Origin of the sequence: Hymenobacter sp. (assembly GCF_036388155.1) — a bacterium.
In the GTDB taxonomy this organism is placed as follows: Bacteria; Bacteroidota; Bacteroidia; order Cytophagales; family Hymenobacteraceae; genus Hymenobacter.
In genome coordinates this window covers 1-19,918 of the sequence record NZ_DASVSI010000079.1, presented here as the reverse complement: position 1 = coordinate 19,918, position 19,918 = coordinate 1, and the positions used below count along the sequence as shown (strand labels likewise).

Here is a 19,918-nt window from a genome sequence, read left to right as displayed (position 1 = left end):
GCTGCTGCCGCAACCAGAGTTGCCCGTTTAGCTAAACCGTGGCCGATTGGCTTGTCCGCAGCCAACAAGCTATTTGTGGCTGAGTACGGTCACGGCATCGCCCACGCGCAGGCGGCCCTGCAGCGGCCCCGTCACGTTCTGCCCGAACATCGTGCCGCCGTCGGTGCGCCGGTAGGTGGCCAGCGTGCGCAGCGGCTCGCCTGCTGGGGTTTTGGTGGCGGTCTGTTGGTCGATGGTGGTGAGCACGCAGCGCCCGCAGCCCCGCACCGCCCGGAAGGCCACGTCGCCAATCTGGAAACGCTCCCAGTTGTCGTCCTCGTAGGGCTGCCCCCCGCTGAATACCAGGTTGGGGCGGAAGCGGTTCATGGGCACCGCTTGCGGCAGGCGGGCGTTCAAGTCGGCCAGGGCGGCTTCGCCGATGAGCAAATACGGGTAGCCATCGGCAAAGCTCACCAGCTGGCCTTCGGGGTTGAACTCAGGCTCCGCCTCGCGCCGCACCATGTCCGACATGTACACCAGCCGGCAGCGGCGCCCCAGGGCTTCTGACAGCCACTCGTCGGCTTCGGGCGCGGCGCGCCACGCCCACGCCATGTCGTCCCAAATGGTGACGAACAGCGTGCGGTCAGGCGTGGCCTCGAAGGGAAAGAAGAGCGGGAGTAAATCGGGCCGCTGGCGGTGGCTGATGAGGAACCCATTGTAGGCCGGGGCCACCGTCAGCAAAGCCATTGCCGGCTCTTGGCGCTGGGTCATGAAGCGGTTGCGCTCATCCACCAGCAGCCAGCGGCGGTCGTGCCGCAGCCCGCGAGCCGTTACGTCGGCCTCGGGCACGGCATAGCCCCCGAGGGATTTGACAGGATACACGTACAGACCGGTAAGGGAAAGAGGAGCAGACATAGCCACAAAAGTACCCGTGCCCCGCCAACCCGCCGCTGCTTTTCTACTCAACCACCAGCAAATCGGCGGCGCGCACAAACGCCTCGCGTTGCTGCCAGCGCACCCGGTACCAAATGTCCTGCTGCCCCAGCACCAGCACCCGGTCGCCCACGGCCGCGGTGCTCAGCCAGGCGGCCCCGGCGCTTGGCCCGGCCATGAGGGTGGCGCCGGCGCGGGCCACCAGCGCCGCGGGGGCCGGGCGCAGCAGGTGCAGGTACACGCCTATCAGACCCACGTAGGCCGCGTAGCCCACCCATGCGCCCCGGGGGCTACGCCGCCACAGCAACCAAATAGCGCCGATGACTGCGCCGGCCAGCAAAGCCTGTAGGCCGGGGTAGTAGTAGCGTTGGGCTTGCACCCGCAACTCCTGCTGCCACGTGGCCGGGTAGCCCACCAGCCGGTGCTGCACGGCCAAGGCGGCCATCTGCCGCCAAGTGCGCACCCGCGGCTGCCGCGCCTGCGCCAGGCTCAAGTACAACAGCGCGGCCGGGTAGTGCCCAAGCTGCTGCTGGGCGTAGGCCATTTTCAGGAGCAGCTCCGGGGTGGTGCGCCGCTGTTGCCAAACTTGGTCGCGATACGCGGGGAAAGCAGCCTCGTATTGCCCCGCGGCGAAGAGCGAATCAGCTTGCTCCAGGCTTTTGGCGGTGGGCCGTGGAGTTTTTTTTTGCTGATTGTTTGGGGTGGCATTTGTGGCCAAGCCACAGAGAAGCAGGATGATTAATCCCAGCAAAAGGGTCCGCACAGAAAGAAAAGAGACTTTTTTTTGAATCAAGGTTGTGAAATCCGGGAGGTAGTCGTACTTTTGTGCCCACAAAAAAGGGTAACGCTCTTTTGAAGTGACAAGGTACCGATTCTGTAGCTCAGCTGGTAGAGCAGTACACTTTTAATGTACGGGTCCTGGGTTCGAATCCCAGCGGGATCACAGCAAAGAGCCCCATTCTGTTCGCAGGGTGGGGCTTTTTCATTGGGCACTTCTGAGTTTAGGGCTCGAAGTGCGGCAGGGGCTAGGCGCAGGGGGAAGAATTGCTACTAGCCTAAAATGTAGCGTGTATGCAACAGGCTACAGTATGACGGGTTCAGTTGGGCTACTCTGGCGTTAACTCAAGTCGAGAGTAGTGAGAAAAATTCTTGAACTAGCCAAATAGTTCAAAAAAATAACTGTATATTCATGGGCGCTTTCGCCTGTTGGGGTGGGCATGGCGCAAGGGTAATTTGGCAGATTAGCAGTTGAGAACTGCTTGTTATGGCACCGTTCAGTTGCCAGATGGCCTTGTGTGATTCTTGTTCCACTTGAAACACTGCGCCGTGAATCCAACCACTTCCTTGACCTATTTCACCCGTGCTATGTCGCAGCGTGGGGTGGGGCAAATGGCCCTGCAGGTCGCAATGCTCCTCGTTGGGGTATTCGCGGCGGCATTGGGCCTGAAGGGTTTCCTGCTGCCCAACGGGTTTATTGACGGGGGCGTGACGGGCATTGCCCTGATGGTGAGCCGGCTGACGGGCATCTCGTTGTCGGCACTCATCCTACTGATAAACGTACCCTTCGTGGTGCTGGGCTACTATCAGCTGGGGCCCAAATTCGCGGTGAAAACGCTGCTGACGATTTCGGCGCTGGCGGGTGCGTTGTTGATAGTGACATTCCCCTCCCTGACCCAAGACAAACTGCTGATAGCCGTTTTTGGTGGGTTTTTCTTGGGGGCGGGCGTGGGGCTGGCCATGCGCGGCGGCGGCGTGCTGGACGGGACCGAGATTCTGGCCGTTTACCTGAGCCGCAAAATGCCGGCCTCAATCGGCGACATAGTACTGATAATCAACATTGTCATCTTCAGCGTGGCGGCGTGGCTGCTGTCGATAGAAACCGCTTTGTATTCCATTCTGGCCTATCTGTCGGCGGCAAAGACCGTTGATTTCATTCTGGTGGGCATTGAGGAATACACCGGCCTCACGGTGCTCTCCTTTCACAGCACCGAGATTCGACGGATGATAACCGACAAGCTGCACCGCGGCGTGACGGTGTACGAATGCACCCAGGGCTACGGGTCGCACGGGCACCAACGGCTGAAGGTAGAGGCTGTGTTCACCATCATCACCCGCCTAGAAGTGGTGAACCTGACCGATGAAATTCATAAAATCGACCCGCAAGCTTTCGTCTTTACCCAAAGCATAGGCGACATGAAGGGCGGGCTGGTGAAAAAAAGGGCCCTGCATTGAGCCGCGGAGTGAGGCCGAAAACGAGCGTGGAAGCGGATGGCTAAAAATGATATGTACGATGGAAAACGAAGGTTTTTGTCTGCATGTGCTACCTGGCAACCCGATGGCAACGGGCCAATGGGGGGCGCCGCGCGTTTTGCTGGCAACTTCCGTTGGAGAATTTCAGCCCTGGGTGCTGGTGGGCGGCCTGGGGCTCTTGTTGCTGCTCGTGGCGTTTTTGTGGGGGTATCGGGCCACGCGCCGGCCTTTCAGCAAGCCGGCGGCGAGCAGTGCCCCCCGTACCCCGACGGACTCGGGCGGGCAAGGTGTGGAAGCCGCTGAGCTCGGAACAAACCCGGAGGAAATATTGGAAGCCGTGGACCGGCTGCACGCAGTGGGCGCTACCGTGCTCGTGGAGCGCGCAGGGCCGCTGTTGCACCACCCCAACGGGCGCGTGCGGCACCGGGTGCTGGGGCTGGTGGGCAAGCACCTGAACGCCGAACCGCTGCGCCAAGTGGCGCTGACCGACGATAATTCGGTGCTGCGGGAATTGGCCAGCCAGCTGCTGGGCCAGCGGCTGGAAGCCGATGAACTGCTGACCCATCCCGATTTGGCGGTGCGCACGGGGGCGCTGCGCGGCCGGCTGGAAGTGGCCCCCACCGACGCCCGCGCGCAGGCTTGCCTGGCAGCTACGGTGGCCTCGGCCGATAACGAAGCCCGGTTTATGGCGCTGGCACTGTTCCGTTTTCTGACCCCGGAACAGCAAGCAACGCTGGTGGCCAATACGTTTCACAGCTCAGAAGTGAACCTGGTGCAAGCGGCCGTCGAAGCCATTGAGGCGGTGCCCAACGCGGCCCTGGCCAAGCAACTGGTGGCCATGATGGGGCTGAAAACGGTGCGGGCGCCGGCCGTGGCAAGCTTGCTGCGCATGGGCGATGCCGCCCTGGCCGCCCTGGCCGAAGCGCTGCGGCTGGAAACGGATGGACGGCTGTTGCGGGTGCTGGCGAATACTTGCGCCCAATTTGCCACCCCTGCGGCCCGGCACGTGCTGGTGCGTACCGCCCAAACCGACAATTTGCCCCAGCGCGCGGCCGCCCTGCAGGCCCTGCTCGCGTTTGCGACCGTCCCGGAGGACGCGTCGGTGTTCCGGCGAGTAGTCGAAGACGAGCTTCGGCTGGCGCAACAGCTGCTGTGCGGCATGGCGTCGGCCTCGGCCGAGCTGGACCTAGCCTTGCGCTACGAGTTGGGCCGCACCCGGCAGCGGCTGTTCCAGGCCTTGCTGCAAGTGTACGAGCGGCCCCGCCTGCTGGACGCGCAGCGGGCCGCCCTGCACCTCACCGGCGAGCGGCAGGCGCTGGCCTTGGAAGCGCTGCAAGAGGTGCTGCCCCGGCCCTTGTACCAAGGCGTGCAAGCCCTGGTGGACGGCGGCCGGATTCGCGACAAGATTCAGGACCTCGACGACATCCTGGGGCCCTTCACGGTGTCGGAACCCATCCAAACCACGATTGTGCGGCGCGGCAGTGCCGCGTTTTCGGCCTGGACCATCGGCGTTGCTTTGCGCGAGTGGCGCCCCCGGGCCAACACCGTCCTGTACCTCTACCAGCACCTGCACGCGCCCGACCGCCTGATTGAGGAAAGTGCCCGGGCGCTGCTGCGGCAACTGCCCCAGCAGCGCCCGGCCGCCTACGAGCAGTTATTGTTGCTTCACCCCGACGTTAGCTCCCTGCTTATGAATGCTTCTGTTTCACCGCTTGGCGTCTCGGCGCAAGAGCGGGTGTTGCTGTTGAAAGGAACGGCCCTTTTTGCCGAAACTCCCGAAAACGTCCTCGGCACCGTGGTGCCCATCATGCGCGAAGTTTCTTACGCGCCGGGAGCCGAAATATTCGCCAAGGGCATGCTGGGTACTTCCCTCTTTCTGGTTTGCGAAGGGGAGGTTGACATTTTCAACGGCGGGCAACGGCTGACCACCTTTCGCAAAGGGGATTTTTTTGGGGAGTTGGCCCTGCTCGATGCCGAGCCCCGCTCCGCGACGGCCGTGGCCCGCGGGGCCGTGGTGGCGCTGCGGCTAGACCAGGACGAGTTCTTTGAAATGATGGAAGACTGCCCCGAAGTGCTGCGCAACATCCTGCGGGTGCTGTGCCAGCGACTGCGCCGGCAGAACGAGAAGATGAGCGTGGCGGAGTGAAGTCGATTGCAGCAGGCTCAACTGCAACTCAATGGCATAATGCCCATGTGCGGGTAGTATCTGCTTGTTAAATTGTAATTTTTTGCTTAATAATGGTGTAATTTTTATTATTTCAGTATATATTTACTTACTGACCAGTAGCGCAACGGCATGTGGGAGGCTCGCGTCAACGTGGCAGTTATAGAAACGCGTCGTCATTTCCTGAACGAGTATGAGCACTGAAGACATTGTCGAATTATTGTTGCGGGAAGGGTTGCCTGCTTCCGTTGAAGAGAGGTTTTCTAATCCGGAGGATTGCCTGCTCAAGGCAAGGATGTATCAGAGGCCATACGGCGAGCCTAGAACACCGGTGGACGACGCCTCACAAAATTATTTCTCTTTCCGAGTAGACTTGGCTACGGGTGACGCAGTAGAGCGGTTGGTGCGCGTTGTGCCGCCGGGAACACCTCATTCGGGCTGCATTGTCGAATACTGGGGAATACCCACAGACAGCTTTGAGGAAGTGCGCCGGAACCTCGCCCAATTGGGGTTTGAGTTGACGGAGGATTTACGCCAAGACCCCGACTTGGGGTTGGGAAAAGAACCCGCGCAACGGGCGTTGTTTGCTAGGAGAGAAGCAACGTTTGGGGTGATAATCAACCCACCGTATCCTCTTACCCTCGCGTCGAGGCGCGGAAAGGAGGCTCTGCCGGAGCACTAGCCCATGAAAAGCGGGCTCCTTTTGTTGGCCGCCATTGGGGTGCTGCGCGCTGGCTCGCTGGCGGCGCAAACGCCCGCGGCCGATAGCCTGCAGGCGCTACTCGCGGCCGACCCTCGCCCGGACACCACGCGGGTGCGCCGCTTGCAGGCACTGAGCACCGAGTTGACGATGGCGGACTTGCCACGCGCCACCTCCGTGCTGGAACAGGCCCTGGCGCTGAGCCGCCGATTGAAGGACGCGGTGGGCGAGGGCAAGGCCTTGATTCGGCTGGCCACGTTGGCCCGGTTGCGGGGTGATTTTGTGCAGGCCCGCACCTATACGCAGCAGGCGCAGAAGCTTTTTGCGCGGCGCGGCGACAAGGCCGGCTTGGGCGTGTCGTATTTGCAGCTGAGCCTGATTGAGATGGTGCAGGCCAACCCCGTGGCCGAACTCTACGCGGCCTTGCAAGGCTTGCCCTATGCCGAGCAGGCGGGCGACCGCATGACCCAAACGCGGCTGCAAGTGGCAATTGGCCAAAACTACTTGCACATGGGAAACTACGCGGAAGCCCTGCCGGTGCTGGAAGACACCTACCGCAACGGCACCGCCCTGGGAGATGAGCACGTGGTGGCCTCGGCGCTGAGCCTGCTGGGCAACACCCACCAAATGCTGGAGAATTGGCCGCAAGCCCTGTCCTATTATCAGCAGGCGGTGAAGTTGAACCGCAAGCTGGGCGACCAGAAAAGCGTGACCACCGACGAAATCAGTCTGGCCGAACTGTACAGCCAGAAAGGGGATTATGACCTGGCCGTGCAGCAGGCCTTGCGGGCCCGGGCCGCCGCGCGGGCTCGCAAGGACGCCTACAATCTGCCCCTGGCCGAACTGGCCCTGGCCCGGGCCTATTTGCTGAAACAGCGGCCCGACAGTGCCATTGCCCTGGCCCGGAAGAATTTTGTTCCGACCCAGGCCGAGCGTAGCACCGAAAACCTGCGCAACGCCACCGACATCCTGGCGCAGGCCTACGCCGAGCGGGGCGATTTTGGGCAGGCCTACCGTTTTCAGAAGCTATGGGTGGCCTACAAAGATTCGCTTTCGGGCAAAGACACACAGCTCAAAACCAGCGCCATTCGCTACGGCTACGAGCTCGACAAGAAGCAGGACCAGATTGCGCTGCTCACCAAAACGCGGCAGCTGCAGGCCCAAAAAGAAGCCCGGCAGCGGCAGCAGCTCTACGGCCTGCTGGCGGGCTTGCTGGGCACGGTGCTGGTGGTGGCGCTGCTGGGGCGCAACGTCTACCTCAAGCAGCGCACCAACCGCGCCCTGAGCAAGAAAAACAACCAGATTGCCCACCAGCGCGACAACCTGAACCGCACCCTTTTTGAGCTGAAAGCCGCGCAGGCCCAGTTGGTGCAAAGCGAGAAAATGGTGGCCCTGGCTGCTCTCACAGCCGGCGTGGCCCACGAAATTCAGAACCCGCTCAACTTCGTCAACAACTTCTCGGAGGTGAGCTTGGAACTGGTGACGGAACTGGAAGAAGAGGAGCAAAAGCCCGTGCGCGACCCCGCGCTGGAGTCGTTGCTGCTTACCGACCTCAAGCAAAACCTGCGCAAGATTCACCAGCACGGCACCCGCGCCGGCGACATCGTGAAAGGCATGCTCGAGCACGCCCACTCCGACACCGGCCAGCGCCAGCCCGTCAACCTCAACGCCTTGGTGCGCGACTACCTTCGCCTGGCCTACCACAGCCTACAGGCCAAGCACCGCCACCTCATCGTGGCCCAAACCTGTGACCTGGACCCCAACCTGGGAATATTGCACCTCGTGCCCCAGGAAATAGGCCGGGTGCTGCTGAACTTGTTTACCAACGCCTTTTATGCCGTGCAGCAGCGGGCAGCGGCCCACCCCAACCAGCCCGGCTACATGCCGCAGGTGTTCGTGGCCACGCGCCGCCTGGGCCACACGGCCGAGCTGCGCGTGCGCGACAACGGCACGGGCATTCCGGCGGCGGCGGTGGAAAAGATATTCGACCCGTTCTTCACCACCAAGCCCCCCGGCGACGGCACGGGCCTGGGCCTGTGGCTCTGCTACGACATCATCACCAAGGGCTACGGCGGCTCCATTGCGGTGCAAAGCACGGAGAACGAGTACACCGAATTCGTCATCACCTTGCCGCTAACCGTGGGAGCAGGCCACGCGCAGCCCGCAGCCCTGGCCGACGCCAACCCCGCCCTGCACCTGAGCTAGGCGGGGCCAAGCGCTGGTAGCCGGCCGCTTCCGCGGCGCTAGGCCAGCACCTCGTAGGTCATCACCGGCTGCGCCTTGTTTTTGAGGCTGACTTTGCCCACGGGCTGGCACTGAAACGCTTCCTTGATGCGCTGGTAGGTGGCTTCGTTGATGATGATTTGGCCGGCGTGCGCCACCGATTGCAGGCGCTGGCTCAGGTTGACGGCGTCGCCGATGACCGTGTAGTCAAACCGCTTCAGCGACACCGACCCGATGTTGCCCGACACCATTTCGCCGGTATTCACCCCAATGGACACCGCTGGCTGGTGGCTAATGTGCTCTGGAATAACCCCCGCCGGCGCTTTCAGCAAGCTGCGCACCGACAGGGCCGCGTCGAGGGCCCGGTCGAGGTGGTACTCGCCGCGAAACACGGCCATGACCGAGTCGCCCATGAACTTGTCGACGTAGCCGCCCTGACTGATGATTTCGCGCACAATTTGGTCGAAATACGTGCACAGCAACTGCACCACGATGCTCGCCGGCAGCTGCTCGGCCAGCGCCGTGAAGCCGCAGATGTCGATGAAAACGACGGTGGCTTCCAGGGTTTCGCTGGCCAGCAACTGCTCCTCAAAGCCCGGCTTGGCCATGAAGTTGATGACGGTTTCGTTGACGTACATTTTCAGGATGTTGTTCTCCTGAATGGCGCGCAGCGTCCCGCGCAGCTGCTGCACTTCCCGACTGGTTTTCTCGATGGTGGCCGCCAGGTCGTCAAAATCGACGGGTTTGCACACGAAATCGAACGCCCCGTGGTTCATGGCCGTGCGAATGTTGGCCAAGTCGGTAAAGGCCGAAACGATGACGGTTTGGATGACGGTGTTCAGCGAGCGCAGCTTGGACAACAGCGTCAGCCCGTCCATCACCGGCATGCGAATGTCGGCCAGCATGATGTCGATGTCGGGCGCCGCGGCCACGTGGTCGAGGGCCTGTTGCCCGTTGCTGGCGAAAACGAATTCGTACTCGCCCTCCCGAATCTTGCGCCGAAACTTCTGCTTAATCAACAGCTCCAAATCGGCTTCGTCGTCCACGACCAGGATTTTGGTTTTCATGAGCAGGTCTGCGAAAAGCAATTTTGGGTGTAGAGCAGCGAGTAGGCCCGGCGCGATTCTGGTCGTCTAACGCTGAGAGCAGCTCGTCGCTTTTTAGCTAGTGCATAAGATTCATTGGCTACAATGGGCGTTAGAGCGCAGGGTTCAGCCAGGCACTTTTGGCTCGCCTTGCCCATTTCTTGTAGCCCGCAACGAATATAGCATAATTAGAAAGCCCTTCGCGCGCAGCCGCGGAGAGCTTTTCTGTGCTGTTGCAAATCTGTTTACAGCCCCAAGTTGGCAAGGTGGCAAGCACCTGTTTCAGTAGCTTGTGCAGCACGGTTTGTATGGAGATGGTGCGGTAGTGGGCATGGCGTCGGATACGACCACATTGCGGCGTGCGGGCGAGTAGTGCGGGAGTGAGCATTGAGGCAGGATACGGGCCGGTACTTGCCAGCTGTCACGGTTTCTACTTAGGGCAAGGTGCTTTGTCAGGAATGAAAAGAGGTTTTTACGGACTGATTTCCGTGTTTTCCGGACTAACAGCTCATAATTGGGCGCGTACTAGAGAAGCCGACCGGGCTGCGTCGTGCCTGGTTTTCTTATTTATCACCATCCGTATGATTGGCCAAAAAAATCCCACCACCATTGCTACTTCGTCCCTGAGCTGGGAGGAGGTGCGCGCCCAATTCAACTTGACGCCGGACTATCTGCACCTCGGGGCTTCCCAATTCATTGCTTCGCATCCCAAGCCCGTGCGCGAGGCCATTGCCCACTACCGGCGCCTGCTCGATGAGAACCCCGTGCTCTGCACCCAGGAGCTGGAAAACGCCGAGATGCAGAAGGTGCGCGAAGCCGCGGCCCGCTACCTCGGCATGAATGAACCCGACTACATTGCCATGACCGACAGCACCACCATGGGGCTGGGCACCATCTATTCGGGCCTGAACCTGCAGCCCGGCCAGGAAGTGCTGACCACCGTGCACGACCATTACTCCCAGCACGAGGCCATCCGGCTGGCCACGCGCCGCTCGGGCGGCAGCTACCGCAAGATTGCGCTGTACGACCGCCTCAACCACGTGGCCGAGTACGAAATGGTGGACCGCCTCGTGCGGGAAGTGCGCCCCGAAACCCGCGTGGTGGGCATTACCTGGGTACATTCCAGCACCGGCCTCAAAACGCCGGTGGCCCAGATAGCGCAAGCTTTGGCCGAGCTAAACCGCAACCGCGACGAAGCCGACCGCGTGCTGCTGCTCGTGGATGGCGTGCACGGCTTTGGTATCGAGCGCGAAACCCTCCCCGAACTGGGCTGCGATTTTTTCATTGCCGGCTGCCACAAGTGGCTCTACGGGCCGCGCGGCACCGGGCTGGTGGCCGCCACGCGCGAGGCCTGGCAAACGGTGTCGCCCGTCATTCCCACCTTCACCGATGCCATGGACATCATCACGGAGGAAGCCGAGCGGCCCGACCACATGGACGGCAAGCAGATGACGCCCGGCGGCTTCCATTCGCTGGAGCACCGCTGGGCCCTGCGCGCGGCGTTTGAGTTTATGGAGTCGCTGGGCCGGGAGCAGGTGTGCCAGCGCGTGCACGAGCTCAACCGGCAGTGCAAGGAAGGGCTGGCCGCCATGCCGCACGTGGTGCTGCACACGCCCCTGGATGAGGCGCTTTCGTCCGGCATCACTTCGTTCGAAGTGCGCGGCTACAACACCGACGAAGTAATTGAAGCGCTGCAGAAGGAGAAAATCATTTCTACGAAAGCGCCTTACCAATATTATCAATATGCCCGCTTCACGCCGGGCATCATCAACACCCCCGAGGAGGTGGACCGGGCACTGGCAGCTGTGTGGAAATTGCGCTAAAACATTGTTTATTCGATTATGAAAACTCCACGTTTTGTTGGTCGGCCCCGTTTTCGTGCCTCAATAACCCGGCGTCGCTTGAAGCCCCGCTGGAAATTCCGGGCAAAGCGGAAATAGCGCGGTAAACGCAGCAGCCCCAACCAAGTCCAGTTTGGCGGGGTGTTTATTAAACCGTCATGCCGAGCGCAGCCGAGGCATCTCGCGTGTGGCAGCAATTCTTTTCTTGCGATTGGATTAGTGACAGCACGCGAGATGCCTCGGCTGCGCTCGGCATGACGTGCTTTTCGCTGCTGGCAAACCTTCTGTATTCGCTCCTGATATCAACCGTTACTTCAGCAACTCGTGCAGCACGGTTTGCATGGAGATGGTGCGGTTGCCGGCTTCCTGGATGATGAGCGAGCCGGGCGCGTCGAGCACGGCGTCGGACACTTCCACGTTGCGGCGCACGGGCAGGCAGTGCAGGAATTTAGCGTCGCTGGTGAGGGCCATGTGCTCGGGGGTGAGCATCCAGGCGGGGTCGTTTTGGAGCACCTGGCCGTAGTCGCGGTAGTTGCTCCAGTTTTTGGCTTGCACGTAGTCGGCGCCTTCCAGGGCTTTGCGCTGGTCGTATTCGATGCGGGCGCCTTTGGTGAATTTCTCGTCCAGCTCGTAGCCTTCGGGGTGGGTGATGACGAAGTCGACCCAGTCGATTTCCGAGAACCAGTCGCAGAAGGAATTGGGCACGCACTGAGGCAGGGCGCGCACGTGCGGCGCCCAGGTAAGCACCACTTTCACGCGCTCCTTCTGCTTGGTTTCGGCCACCGTAATCAGGTCGGCGAAGGACTGCAGGGGGTGCAGCGTGGCGCTTTCCAAGCTGATGACGGGCACGGTGGCGTATTGCAGAATCTTGTTGAACACGACCTCGCCGTAGTCCTCGGCCTTGTCCTTGAGGGTAGGGAAGGTGCGCACGCCCAGCACGTCGCAGTACTGACTCATCACCGCGATGGCGTCCTTGATATGCTCCTGGGTGCCGCCGTTCATCACCGCGCCATCGGCCATTTCCAGGGTCCAGGAGTCGGTGCCGGCGTTGAGCACCCAGGCTTGGGCGCCCAGGTTGTAGGCCGCCTTCACCGAGCTGAGGCGGGTACGCAGGCTGGGGTTGAAGAAGATGAGGCCGACGGTTTTGTTGCGCCCGATGTGCTGGTAGCCGTAAGGATTGGCTTTAATTTCCAGCGCTTGTTGCAGCAGGGCTTTGTAGTCGCCGGCATCGGCGAAGGAGGTGAAGTTTTTCATGGTGTTGATGTAGCGCGAACTTTTAGTTCGCGTTGTTAGAATACAGGTCGTGTGACTACGCGAACTACAAAGTTCCTGCCGGGCACGGTCGCGCTACTGCTAGTGCCGTAAGAACGGAAGGACGAACTTCTACGCCTGCGCCGTTCTTGTCGTATAACAACTCTGTATATTTGATGAGCTTCCATTTCTTGCTGCTATGACTTTCGCCGACATCGACAATTTAGTGGTGCTGCATGGCCCACTTACCCGGCTCACGGACGACGAGTTTTACGAGGTCTGTCAGCATAACCCTACTCTGCGCTTGGAGCGTAACGCCGAACACGAAATCATCTTTATGCCTCCTGCCGGTTCCGAATCCAGCCGCAAATCGGGTGAAGTTTATGGCCAACTGTGGCTGTGGAATCGCCAGCATCAGTTAGGGTACGCCTACGATTCCTCGGCCGGCTTCACACTGCCTGATGGTTCCGTACGTTCGCCTGATGCCTCGTGGGTACCTAAGGCTACTTACGATGCCCTGACTGAGGAACAGCGCCTGCGTTTTCCTCCGGTGTGCCCCCCGTTCGTGGTCGAAGTCCGCTCGCCTTCCGATGGGCTGGCCCCGCTGCGCTGCAAAATGGAAACCTACCTGGCCAACGGCGTTGAAGTCGGCTTCCTGCTCGACCCCACCAACGAAACCGCCACCATCTACCGGCGCGGGCAGGAACCGGAAGAAATAACCAGCTTCGACACGACGCTGAGTGCCGAGCCGGCGCTGCCCGGTTTTGCGTTGGATTTGCGGCCATTGCGGCGGGGGTAGACGCTGTTGAAGCAGAAGCTTCTTCTGTAACTTTCACCGCACGGTTTTTCTCATTTAGACCGAGAAGCTAGGTACGTTTCCACCTTCTCCTTTGAAGCCCTCGGTGTTCCTAGCACCGGGGGCTTCACCTTTTTTAGGAGGAAGCCGTGTGGCGAGGTGGAAAGACCGTGAGATGGGGCGAAGGTAAACGGTTGAATAAGCTATTCCACTTTCAGTAATAGCCCATCATACAGCGGAAATAGATGATAGCCGCAGTGCTCCGTGAAAACGGCGACTTCTCGAAATTCAGGCGCTGCAATTATAAAAGCGTATTTGAACTCGACATGTGAACCGTCTTCGAAGCGAATACAAACAGTGGTTTCTGACGGAAAATCAGAAGCACTAAGGTTTTCAGGCCTAGTGCTTCCTTTGGCAATCAGATACTTTTGGAGCTTCAGCTTCCAGCGCTCTGGTAAATCTGTGTTTCGCATGATGTTCAACGATACGCGGACTACAAAGTCCGCTCTACATCGCCTTGTACTCGTTCCAGCTCTTAATCTTCAAATCCTTCATTTCCAGCGAGCAGAAGGCCTGAATAAACGCCTTTGCCAGCCGCGCATTCGTCAGCAAACCGACGCCGAAATCCACGGCCGTGCGGCGGATTTTGTAATCATTATCCAGCTCACCTTTCGATAGGTTTTTTGGGATATTAATTACCAAGTCGATTTTCTTTTCCTTCAGATACGTCAGCACGTTGGGCTCCTGTAGTTCATCGGGCCAGAAGAGCAGGCTGCTGGGAATGCCGTTTTCGGCGAAGAAGCGGTGCGTGCCTTGTGTAGCGTATACGGTGTAGCCCTTTTTGATGAGCAGCGCGGCGGGCGCGAGCAGGGCCACTTTGGAGATGATGGGACCGCCGGAAATCAGCACCGATTTCTGCGGGATTTTGTAGCCCACGCTCAGCATCGATTTCAGCAGGGCTTCCTCGGCGGTGTCGCCCAGGCAGCCCACTTCACCGGTGCTTACCATGTCGACGCGCAGCACCGGGTCGGCGCCGGGCAGGCGGGTGAAGGAGAACTGCGGGGCCTTCACGCCCACGAAGGGCAGGTCATAGACCCGCTCGCTTTCGTCGCGCTCTACCTTCTTGCCCAGCAGTACCTGGGTGGCCTTTTTGATGAGGTTGTTGCCCGACACTTTCGACACGAACGGGTAGCTGCGCGAGGCCCGGATGTTGCACTCAATCACGCGGATTTCGCCGTTTTTCTCCAGGAACTGGATGTTGAACGGGCCACTGATTTCGTAGCGCTTGGCAATTTTTTCGGCGATGATTTTCAGCTTGCGGATGGTGCCCACGTACACCCGTTGGGGCGGGTAGTACATGGTGGCGTCGCCGGAGTGCACGCCGGCAAACTCCACGTGCTCGGAGATGGCATAGCTCACAATTTCGCCGTGGTCGGCTACCGCATCGAGCTCAATTTCCTTGGCTTCCTGGATGAATTCTGACACCACCACGGGGTATTCGGAGCTTACTTCCACAGCGGTTTGCAGGAAGGCTTCCAACTCGTGGCCGTTGGAAACCACGTTCATGGCGGCGCCCGACAGCACGTAGCTCGGCCGGATGAGCACCGGGAAGCCGACTTCGCGCACGAACTCGTACATGGCTTCCAGCGAGGTCAGCTCCTTCCAACGCGGCTGTGCGATGCCCAACTCGTCCATGATGCTGGAGAACTTGTGGCGGTTTTCGGCCTCATCGATGCGGGCCGGCGCGGTGCCGAGGATGGGCGCCTGCGCCTCGGCCAGGCGGGTAGCGAGGTTGTTGGGAATCTGGCCGCCGGTGGAGAGAATCACGCCCTGCGGCTGCTCAAAGTCCAGAATGTCCATCACCCGCTCGAAGCTCAACTCCTCGAAATACAGCCGGTCGCTGACGTCGTAGTCGGTCGAAACGGTTTCAGGGTTGTAGTTGATGATGATGGTTTTGTAGCCTTCCTCGGCGGCCGTTTGCACGGCGTTCACGCCACACCAGTCGAACTCCACCGAGCTGCCAATGCGGTACACGCCTGAGCCCAGCACCACCACCGACTTGTCGGTTTCGGGCGCCAAGTCATTCTCAGTGCCGTGGTAGGTGCTGTAGAGGTAGTTGGTTTTGGCCGGAAATTCGGCTGCTAGCGTGTCAATCTGCTTGATGACCGGCAGCACGCCCAAGGCTTTGCGGCGGGCGCGCACCAGCAGCTCGTCGGCTTTCACATCGCCTTCCCCGAGCAGCTTCACGGCAATCTGCTGGTCCGAGAAACCAGCTTTTTTTACCTCGCGCAGCAGGCTGGTTTCGAGGCCAGCCAAGCCGTTGGCGCGGCCTTCGGCGAGCTGGTTGCCGAGCCGGAAAATGGTGGACAAGCGCTGTAAAAACCAGTGGTCAATTTTGGTCAGCTCGTGCACTTGGTCCAGCGTATAGCCGGCCTCAAAAGCGTCATTGATGGCGAAAATGCGTTCCTCATTGGGCTCGCTCAGCAGCTTGTCGATGGTGTCGGTGTCCACGGTTTCGGGCCGGTTGGCCACGAAGCCCCGCTTGCCGGTGTCCAGCATCCGCAGGCCCTTCTGGATGGCCTCCTCGAAGGATTTGCCGATGGCCATGACCTCGCCCACACTCTTCATGGCGCTGCCAATTTGCCTGTTCACGCCTTCAAATTTGCTGAGGTCCCAGCGCGGCAGCTTCACCACCACGTAGTCCAGGGCCGGCTCGAAAAACGCCGATGTGGTCTGCGTCACGCTGTTTTTCAGCTCCGACAACGAGTAGCCCAAGCTCAGTTTGGCGGCTACAAATGCCAGCGGGTAGCCCGTGGCTTTCGAGGCCAGCGCCGAGGAGCGCGACAGGCGCGCGTTCACCTCAATCACGCGGTAATCCTCCGAAACGGGGTCCAGCGCGTACTGAATGTTGCACTCGCCCACGATGCCCAGGTGGCGAATGGTCTTGATGCCGATGCTGCGCAGCTTGTGGTACTCGCGGTTGCTTAGCGTTTGCGACGGGGCCACCACGATGCTCTCCCCGGTGTGAATGCCGATGGGGTCGAAGTTCTCCATGTTGCAGACCGTGATGCAGTTATCATACTGGTCGCGCACCACTTCGTACTCCACTTCCTTCCAGCCTTTCAGCGATTCTTCCACCAGAATCTGGTCGGAAGTGGTGAAGGATTTTTGGGCCAGCGTCCGCAGCTCCTCCATGTTGTTGGCGAAGCCGCTGCCTAGCCCGCCCAGCGCAAACGCTGCCCGCACGATGATGGGGAAGCCGATTTTCTCGCCGGCCGCCAGTGCGTCGTCCATCGTGGTCACGGCCACGCTGCGGGCCGTAAACACGCCAATCTGGTCGAGCTTGTCCTTGAAAATATCTCGGTCCTCAGTGTCGATAATGGACTGCACGGGCGTGCCCAGGACCTTCACGTTATACTTCTCAAACACGCCGCCGCGGAACAAAGCCACGGCGCAGTTTAGCGCCGTTTGGCCGCCAAAAGCTACCAGAATGCCATCGGGCTGCTCTTTTTTGATGACTTCCTCCACGAAGAAGGGCGTCACGGGCAGGAAGTACACGTCGTCGGCAATGTTGTCCGACGTCTGCACGGTGGCAATGTTGGGGTTAATGAGGATGGTACGGATGCCTTCCTCTTTCAGGGCCTTTAGCGCCTGCGAGCCGGAATAATCGAACTCTCCGGCTTCGCCAATTTTAAGCGCGCCGGAACCGAGGATGAGAACTTTGTTGGGTTTGTTCATTTTGTGTGTGCTGGCGGGGGCTTGGGCCCCTATTCCTCTTACTTCAATAAGAGGGGGACTAGATTTTAATTTTTAAAGCTGGACTAAAACTAGAAAGCTAGTTTCCCGCCTTTTTTCAAGGAAGAAAACTAGCTTTCTGGTCTAGTTCGCAGCGGTCTTGTATTCTTCTACCGCTCTCAGAAAATCATCGAAAAGAAACTCCGTATCCTCCGGCCCACCAGCAGCTTCGGGGTGAAACTGGGTGGAGAAGAATGGCTTGGTTTTGTGCTTGATGCCTTCGCAGGTGCCGTCGTTTAGGTTCTCGAATAGCATGGTCCACTCCTCGGGCAGCGTGGCGGTATCTACCGCGAAGCCGTGGTTTTGGCTTGTAATGAAGCTGCGTTTGGTGCCCGAAAGCAGGACCGGCTGGTTGTGGCTGCGGTGTCCGTATTTCAGCTTGAAGGTGTCGGCGCCCGCGGCTAGGCTCATGAGCTGGTTGCCGAGGCAGATGCCGAAAATGGGTTTGTCCTGCTGTAGGGCGGTTTGGAGGTGGCCGATGGTGGCCTCGCACATCTTGGGGTCGCCGGGGCCGTTGCTTAGGAATAGGCCGTCGTAGTCGATTTTGGTGAAATCATAGTCCCAGGGCACGCGAATCAGTTCCACGTCGCGCTCCAAGAAGCAACGGATGATGTTGGTTTTGGTGCCGCAGTCCACCAGCACGATTTTGTGCTGGCCGTTGCCGTAGTGCTGTACCTCGGGCTGGCTGACCTGGGCTACTAGGTTGTCTTGGTTGGGGTCGTGCAGGGCAATGTCCTCCCCGGCCACGATTTTGCCCAGCATGGCGCCTTTCTCACGCAGCTTTTTGGTGAGCATGCGGGTGTCCACGCCGAAAATGCCGGGGATGTTGTACTCCTTCAGCCAGTCGCCGAGGCTTTTGGCAGCGTTCCAGTGGCTGTGCTCCTCGGAGTAATAATTGACCACAAGGCCAGCAATGTGAATTTTGTCCGACTCGAAAATTTTCGAAATCGACTCGTACAATTCTTCGCCGGGCACGCCGTAATTGCCCACCATGGGGTAGGTGAGCACCAGAATCTGGCCGGCGAAGGACGGGTCGGTAAGGTTTTCGGGGTAGCCGGTCATGGCCGTGCTGAATACGACTTCGCCTGCTACTGAGGTAAAAGAGCCGAAGGAAGTGCCCTCGATTTCGGTGCCGTCTTCGAGGACGAGTTTGACCAATTTCTTATTTTCCAATGTGAAGGTTCTGTTAGAAAAGTTGAAGCCTGCCTATTTCAGTCGTGTTCTTATTTGTGATACTTTACAGCCCTAACGGTGTCATTCCGCAGCTTTACTCGGATGGAGCTTTTGTTGTCACCGCTTAGTTTATAGCTCATTACCAGTAGAGAATCACCTTCTGACTTCTGCCAATAAACTGAGTCCGGAGCCGCCAACGCAGCCGTAACCTGCTCCCGCGTCATGCCTTCTTTCGCTTGGTTTATGCGAGAGAGTGCATCGTATGCCTCGGCGAAATATTTCAAGTAGAGCCCGTAGCCCACCGACAAGCAGCAACAAATAACGATGACAATGTTCGATGCTTTCATTACGGTGGGCTCTACCGTTTGAGTGTGGAGACGCGGCCCTTCGTTGCGCCGTGCGGTTCAGGTCTTGCCCTCGGTGCCGTGCAGGATTCGTTCAGTAACAAGACGCAAATTACTACGTCTCTACGCCGTTCTTACTTCCGCTTCGGTCAGCACGTAGAGGGCCTGTAGAAATCGGTCAACTTCTGCCTTCGTGATGTTCAACGGCGGCAGCAGTCTGAGCACCGTCGGGTCGGAGGCGTTGCCCACGAAAATGTGGTGCTCAGTCAGCAGCTTGTCGCGCACGTCTTTGATGGGAAAGTCGTACTTGATGCCTACCATCAGCCCGCGGCCGCGGATTTCTTCGGCGCCAGCGTTGGCTTCCAGTTCCTGGCGCAGGTAGTCGCCCAGCTCGGTTGCGTGGGTTAGCAGGTTTTCCTCTTCAATGACTTCTAGCACCGCCAGCGCGGCGGCGCAGGCCAGGTGGTTGCCGCCAAACGTGGTGCCCAGCAAGCCGTAGGACGCTTTTAGGTTGGGCGAAATCAGGATGCCGCCGATGGGGAAGCCGTTGCCCATGCCCTTGGCCACCGAAATAATGTCGGGCTTGATGCCGGCGTGCAGGTGCGCAAAAAACTTGCCGCTGCGGCCGTAGCCGCTCTGCACTTCGTCGGCAATGAGCAGCACCTCGTGGGCGCCGCAAAGCAGCGACAGGCCCTGCAGGAAATCATCCGAAGGCATGATGATGCCGCCCACGCCCTGAATCGGCTCGATGATGACGGCACAAACGTCGCCACCGCGCAGCACTTCGGCCACTGCTTTCAGGTCGTAATCCACGAACGTGATGGCGTGGTTGGCGTTGAAAGGCGCGACAATTTTGGGATTATCAGTAGCGGCTACTGCGCCCGAAGTGCGGCCGTGGAAAGCTCCTTTAAAAGCGACCACGCGCTTTTTGCCGGTGTGGAAGGAGGCCAGCTTCAGCGCATTCTCGTTCGCCTCAGCCCCCGAGTTGCAGAGGAACAACGTGTAATCCTCGTAGCCCGAAACCTGACCCAACTTGTGCGCCAGTTGCTGCTGAATCGGAATCTGCACCGAGTTGGAGTAGAAGCCAATGTTCTGCAATTGCTCCGTCAGGCGCTGCACGTAGTGCGGGTGGCTGTGGCCGATGGAAATAACGGCGTGGCCGCCGTAAAAATCCAGGTATTCCTGGCCTTGGTCGTCCCAGAGTTTTGCACCCAACCCCTTTACGGGCGTGATGTTGACGAGCGGATAAACGTTGAAAAGCTCCATGATTAGATTGTTGTCAGAGCATATAAAAAGTGCGCGGTCATGCTGAGCGAAGCCGAAGCATCTCTCCCGTCGTAGTAAACCTAATTACGCTCGTGGTAGAGATGCTTCGGCTTCGCTC

The 19,918-nt window shown here is 59.5% G+C and carries 15 protein-coding genes and 1 tRNA gene; 7 read left to right on the top strand and 9 right to left on the bottom strand.

What is annotated here, in order from left to right; translation table 11 throughout:
• Nucleotides 1-69 precede the first annotated feature (69 nt).
• Entirely contained in the window at nt 70-894 is an 825-nt protein-coding gene (locus VF629_RS11420; RefSeq protein ID WP_331058609.1) for an MOSC domain-containing protein, read from the bottom strand.
• Nucleotides 895-937: 43 nt separating this feature from the next.
• On the bottom strand, nt 938-1,675 hold the full coding sequence (locus tag VF629_RS11415; protein ID WP_331058608.1) for a hypothetical protein: 738 nt from the start codon (nt 1,673-1,675) through the stop codon (nt 938-940).
• 107 nt (nt 1,676-1,782) lie between these two features.
• On the opposite strand from VF629_RS11415, the gene VF629_RS11410 reads away from it, so the two are divergent.
• From VF629_RS11410 to VF629_RS11390, 5 genes are all read left to right on the top strand, one after another.
• Nucleotides 1,783-1,855, top strand: a tRNA-Lys gene (locus tag VF629_RS11410).
• Nucleotides 1,856-2,277: 422 nt separating this feature from the next.
• The gene (locus VF629_RS11405; RefSeq protein ID WP_331058607.1) at nt 2,278-3,144 is read left to right on the top strand and encodes a YitT family protein; all 867 of its coding nucleotides are present in this window, start codon (nt 2,278-2,280) and stop codon (nt 3,142-3,144) included.
• Between the two features lie 103 nt (nt 3,145-3,247).
• A complete protein-coding gene (locus VF629_RS11400) occupies nt 3,248-5,308 on the top strand; it encodes a cyclic nucleotide-binding domain-containing protein (RefSeq protein WP_331058606.1) in 2,061 nt (686 codons plus the stop codon).
• A 211-nt stretch (nt 5,309-5,519) separates the two neighbouring features.
• Complete coding sequence (locus tag VF629_RS11395; protein ID WP_331058605.1) at nt 5,520-6,008, top strand: hypothetical protein; 489 nt, start codon at nt 5,520-5,522, stop codon at nt 6,006-6,008.
• A gap of 3 nt (nt 6,009-6,011) precedes the next feature.
• On the top strand, nt 6,012-8,231 hold the full coding sequence (locus VF629_RS11390) for a tetratricopeptide repeat protein (RefSeq protein WP_331058604.1): 2,220 nt from the start codon (nt 6,012-6,014) through the stop codon (nt 8,229-8,231).
• A gap of 38 nt (nt 8,232-8,269) precedes the next feature.
• Here VF629_RS11390 and VF629_RS11385 read toward each other — a convergent pair whose 3' ends face one another.
• Both VF629_RS11385 and VF629_RS11380 read right to left on the bottom strand, forming a co-directional pair.
• Complete coding sequence (locus VF629_RS11385) at nt 8,270-9,316, bottom strand: adenylate/guanylate cyclase domain-containing protein (RefSeq protein WP_331058603.1); 1,047 nt, start codon at nt 9,314-9,316, stop codon at nt 8,270-8,272.
• Nucleotides 9,317-9,446: 130 nt separating this feature from the next.
• The gene (locus VF629_RS11380; RefSeq protein ID WP_331058602.1) at nt 9,447-9,722 is read right to left on the bottom strand and encodes a hypothetical protein; all 276 of its coding nucleotides are present in this window, start codon (nt 9,720-9,722) and stop codon (nt 9,447-9,449) included.
• A 193-nt stretch (nt 9,723-9,915) separates the two neighbouring features.
• Here VF629_RS11380 and VF629_RS11375 point away from each other — a divergent pair, with 193 nt between their 5' ends.
• Nucleotides 9,916-11,157 carry an aminotransferase class V-fold PLP-dependent enzyme gene (locus VF629_RS11375; RefSeq protein ID WP_331058601.1) on the top strand — a complete coding sequence of 414 codons (1,242 nt, stop codon included), beginning with the start codon at nt 9,916-9,918 and terminating at the stop codon, nt 11,155-11,157.
• A 327-nt stretch (nt 11,158-11,484) separates the two neighbouring features.
• Here the strand turns inward: VF629_RS11375 and VF629_RS11370 are convergent, their stop codons facing one another.
• Nucleotides 11,485-12,429, bottom strand: coding sequence for an acetylornithine carbamoyltransferase (locus VF629_RS11370; RefSeq protein WP_331058600.1), 945 nt, complete (start codon nt 12,427-12,429; stop codon nt 11,485-11,487).
• A gap of 196 nt (nt 12,430-12,625) precedes the next feature.
• Here VF629_RS11370 and VF629_RS11365 point away from each other — a divergent pair, with 196 nt between their 5' ends.
• On the top strand, nt 12,626-13,225 hold the full coding sequence (locus VF629_RS11365; protein WP_331058599.1) for a Uma2 family endonuclease: 600 nt from the start codon (nt 12,626-12,628) through the stop codon (nt 13,223-13,225).
• 200 nt (nt 13,226-13,425) lie between these two features.
• Here VF629_RS11365 and VF629_RS11360 read toward each other — a convergent pair whose 3' ends face one another.
• The 4 genes from VF629_RS11360 to VF629_RS11345 all read right to left on the bottom strand — a co-directional run bounded on the left by VF629_RS11360 (nt 13,426) and on the right by VF629_RS11345 (nt 19,800).
• Nucleotides 13,426-13,695, bottom strand: coding sequence for a hypothetical protein (locus tag VF629_RS11360; protein WP_331058598.1), 270 nt, complete (start codon nt 13,693-13,695; stop codon nt 13,426-13,428).
• A 34-nt stretch (nt 13,696-13,729) separates the two neighbouring features.
• Entirely contained in the window at nt 13,730-16,960 is a 3,231-nt protein-coding gene (carB, locus tag VF629_RS11355) for a carbamoyl-phosphate synthase (glutamine-hydrolyzing) large subunit (RefSeq protein ID WP_331058597.1), read from the bottom strand.
• 141 nt (nt 16,961-17,101) lie between these two features.
• Nucleotides 17,102-18,190, bottom strand: coding sequence for a glutamine-hydrolyzing carbamoyl-phosphate synthase small subunit (carA, locus tag VF629_RS11350; RefSeq protein ID WP_331058596.1), 1,089 nt, complete (start codon nt 18,188-18,190; stop codon nt 17,102-17,104).
• Between the two features lie 467 nt (nt 18,191-18,657).
• Entirely contained in the window at nt 18,658-19,800 is a 1,143-nt protein-coding gene (locus VF629_RS11345) for an aspartate aminotransferase family protein (RefSeq protein ID WP_331058595.1), read from the bottom strand.
• Between the last annotated feature and the right edge of the window lie 118 nt (nt 19,801-19,918).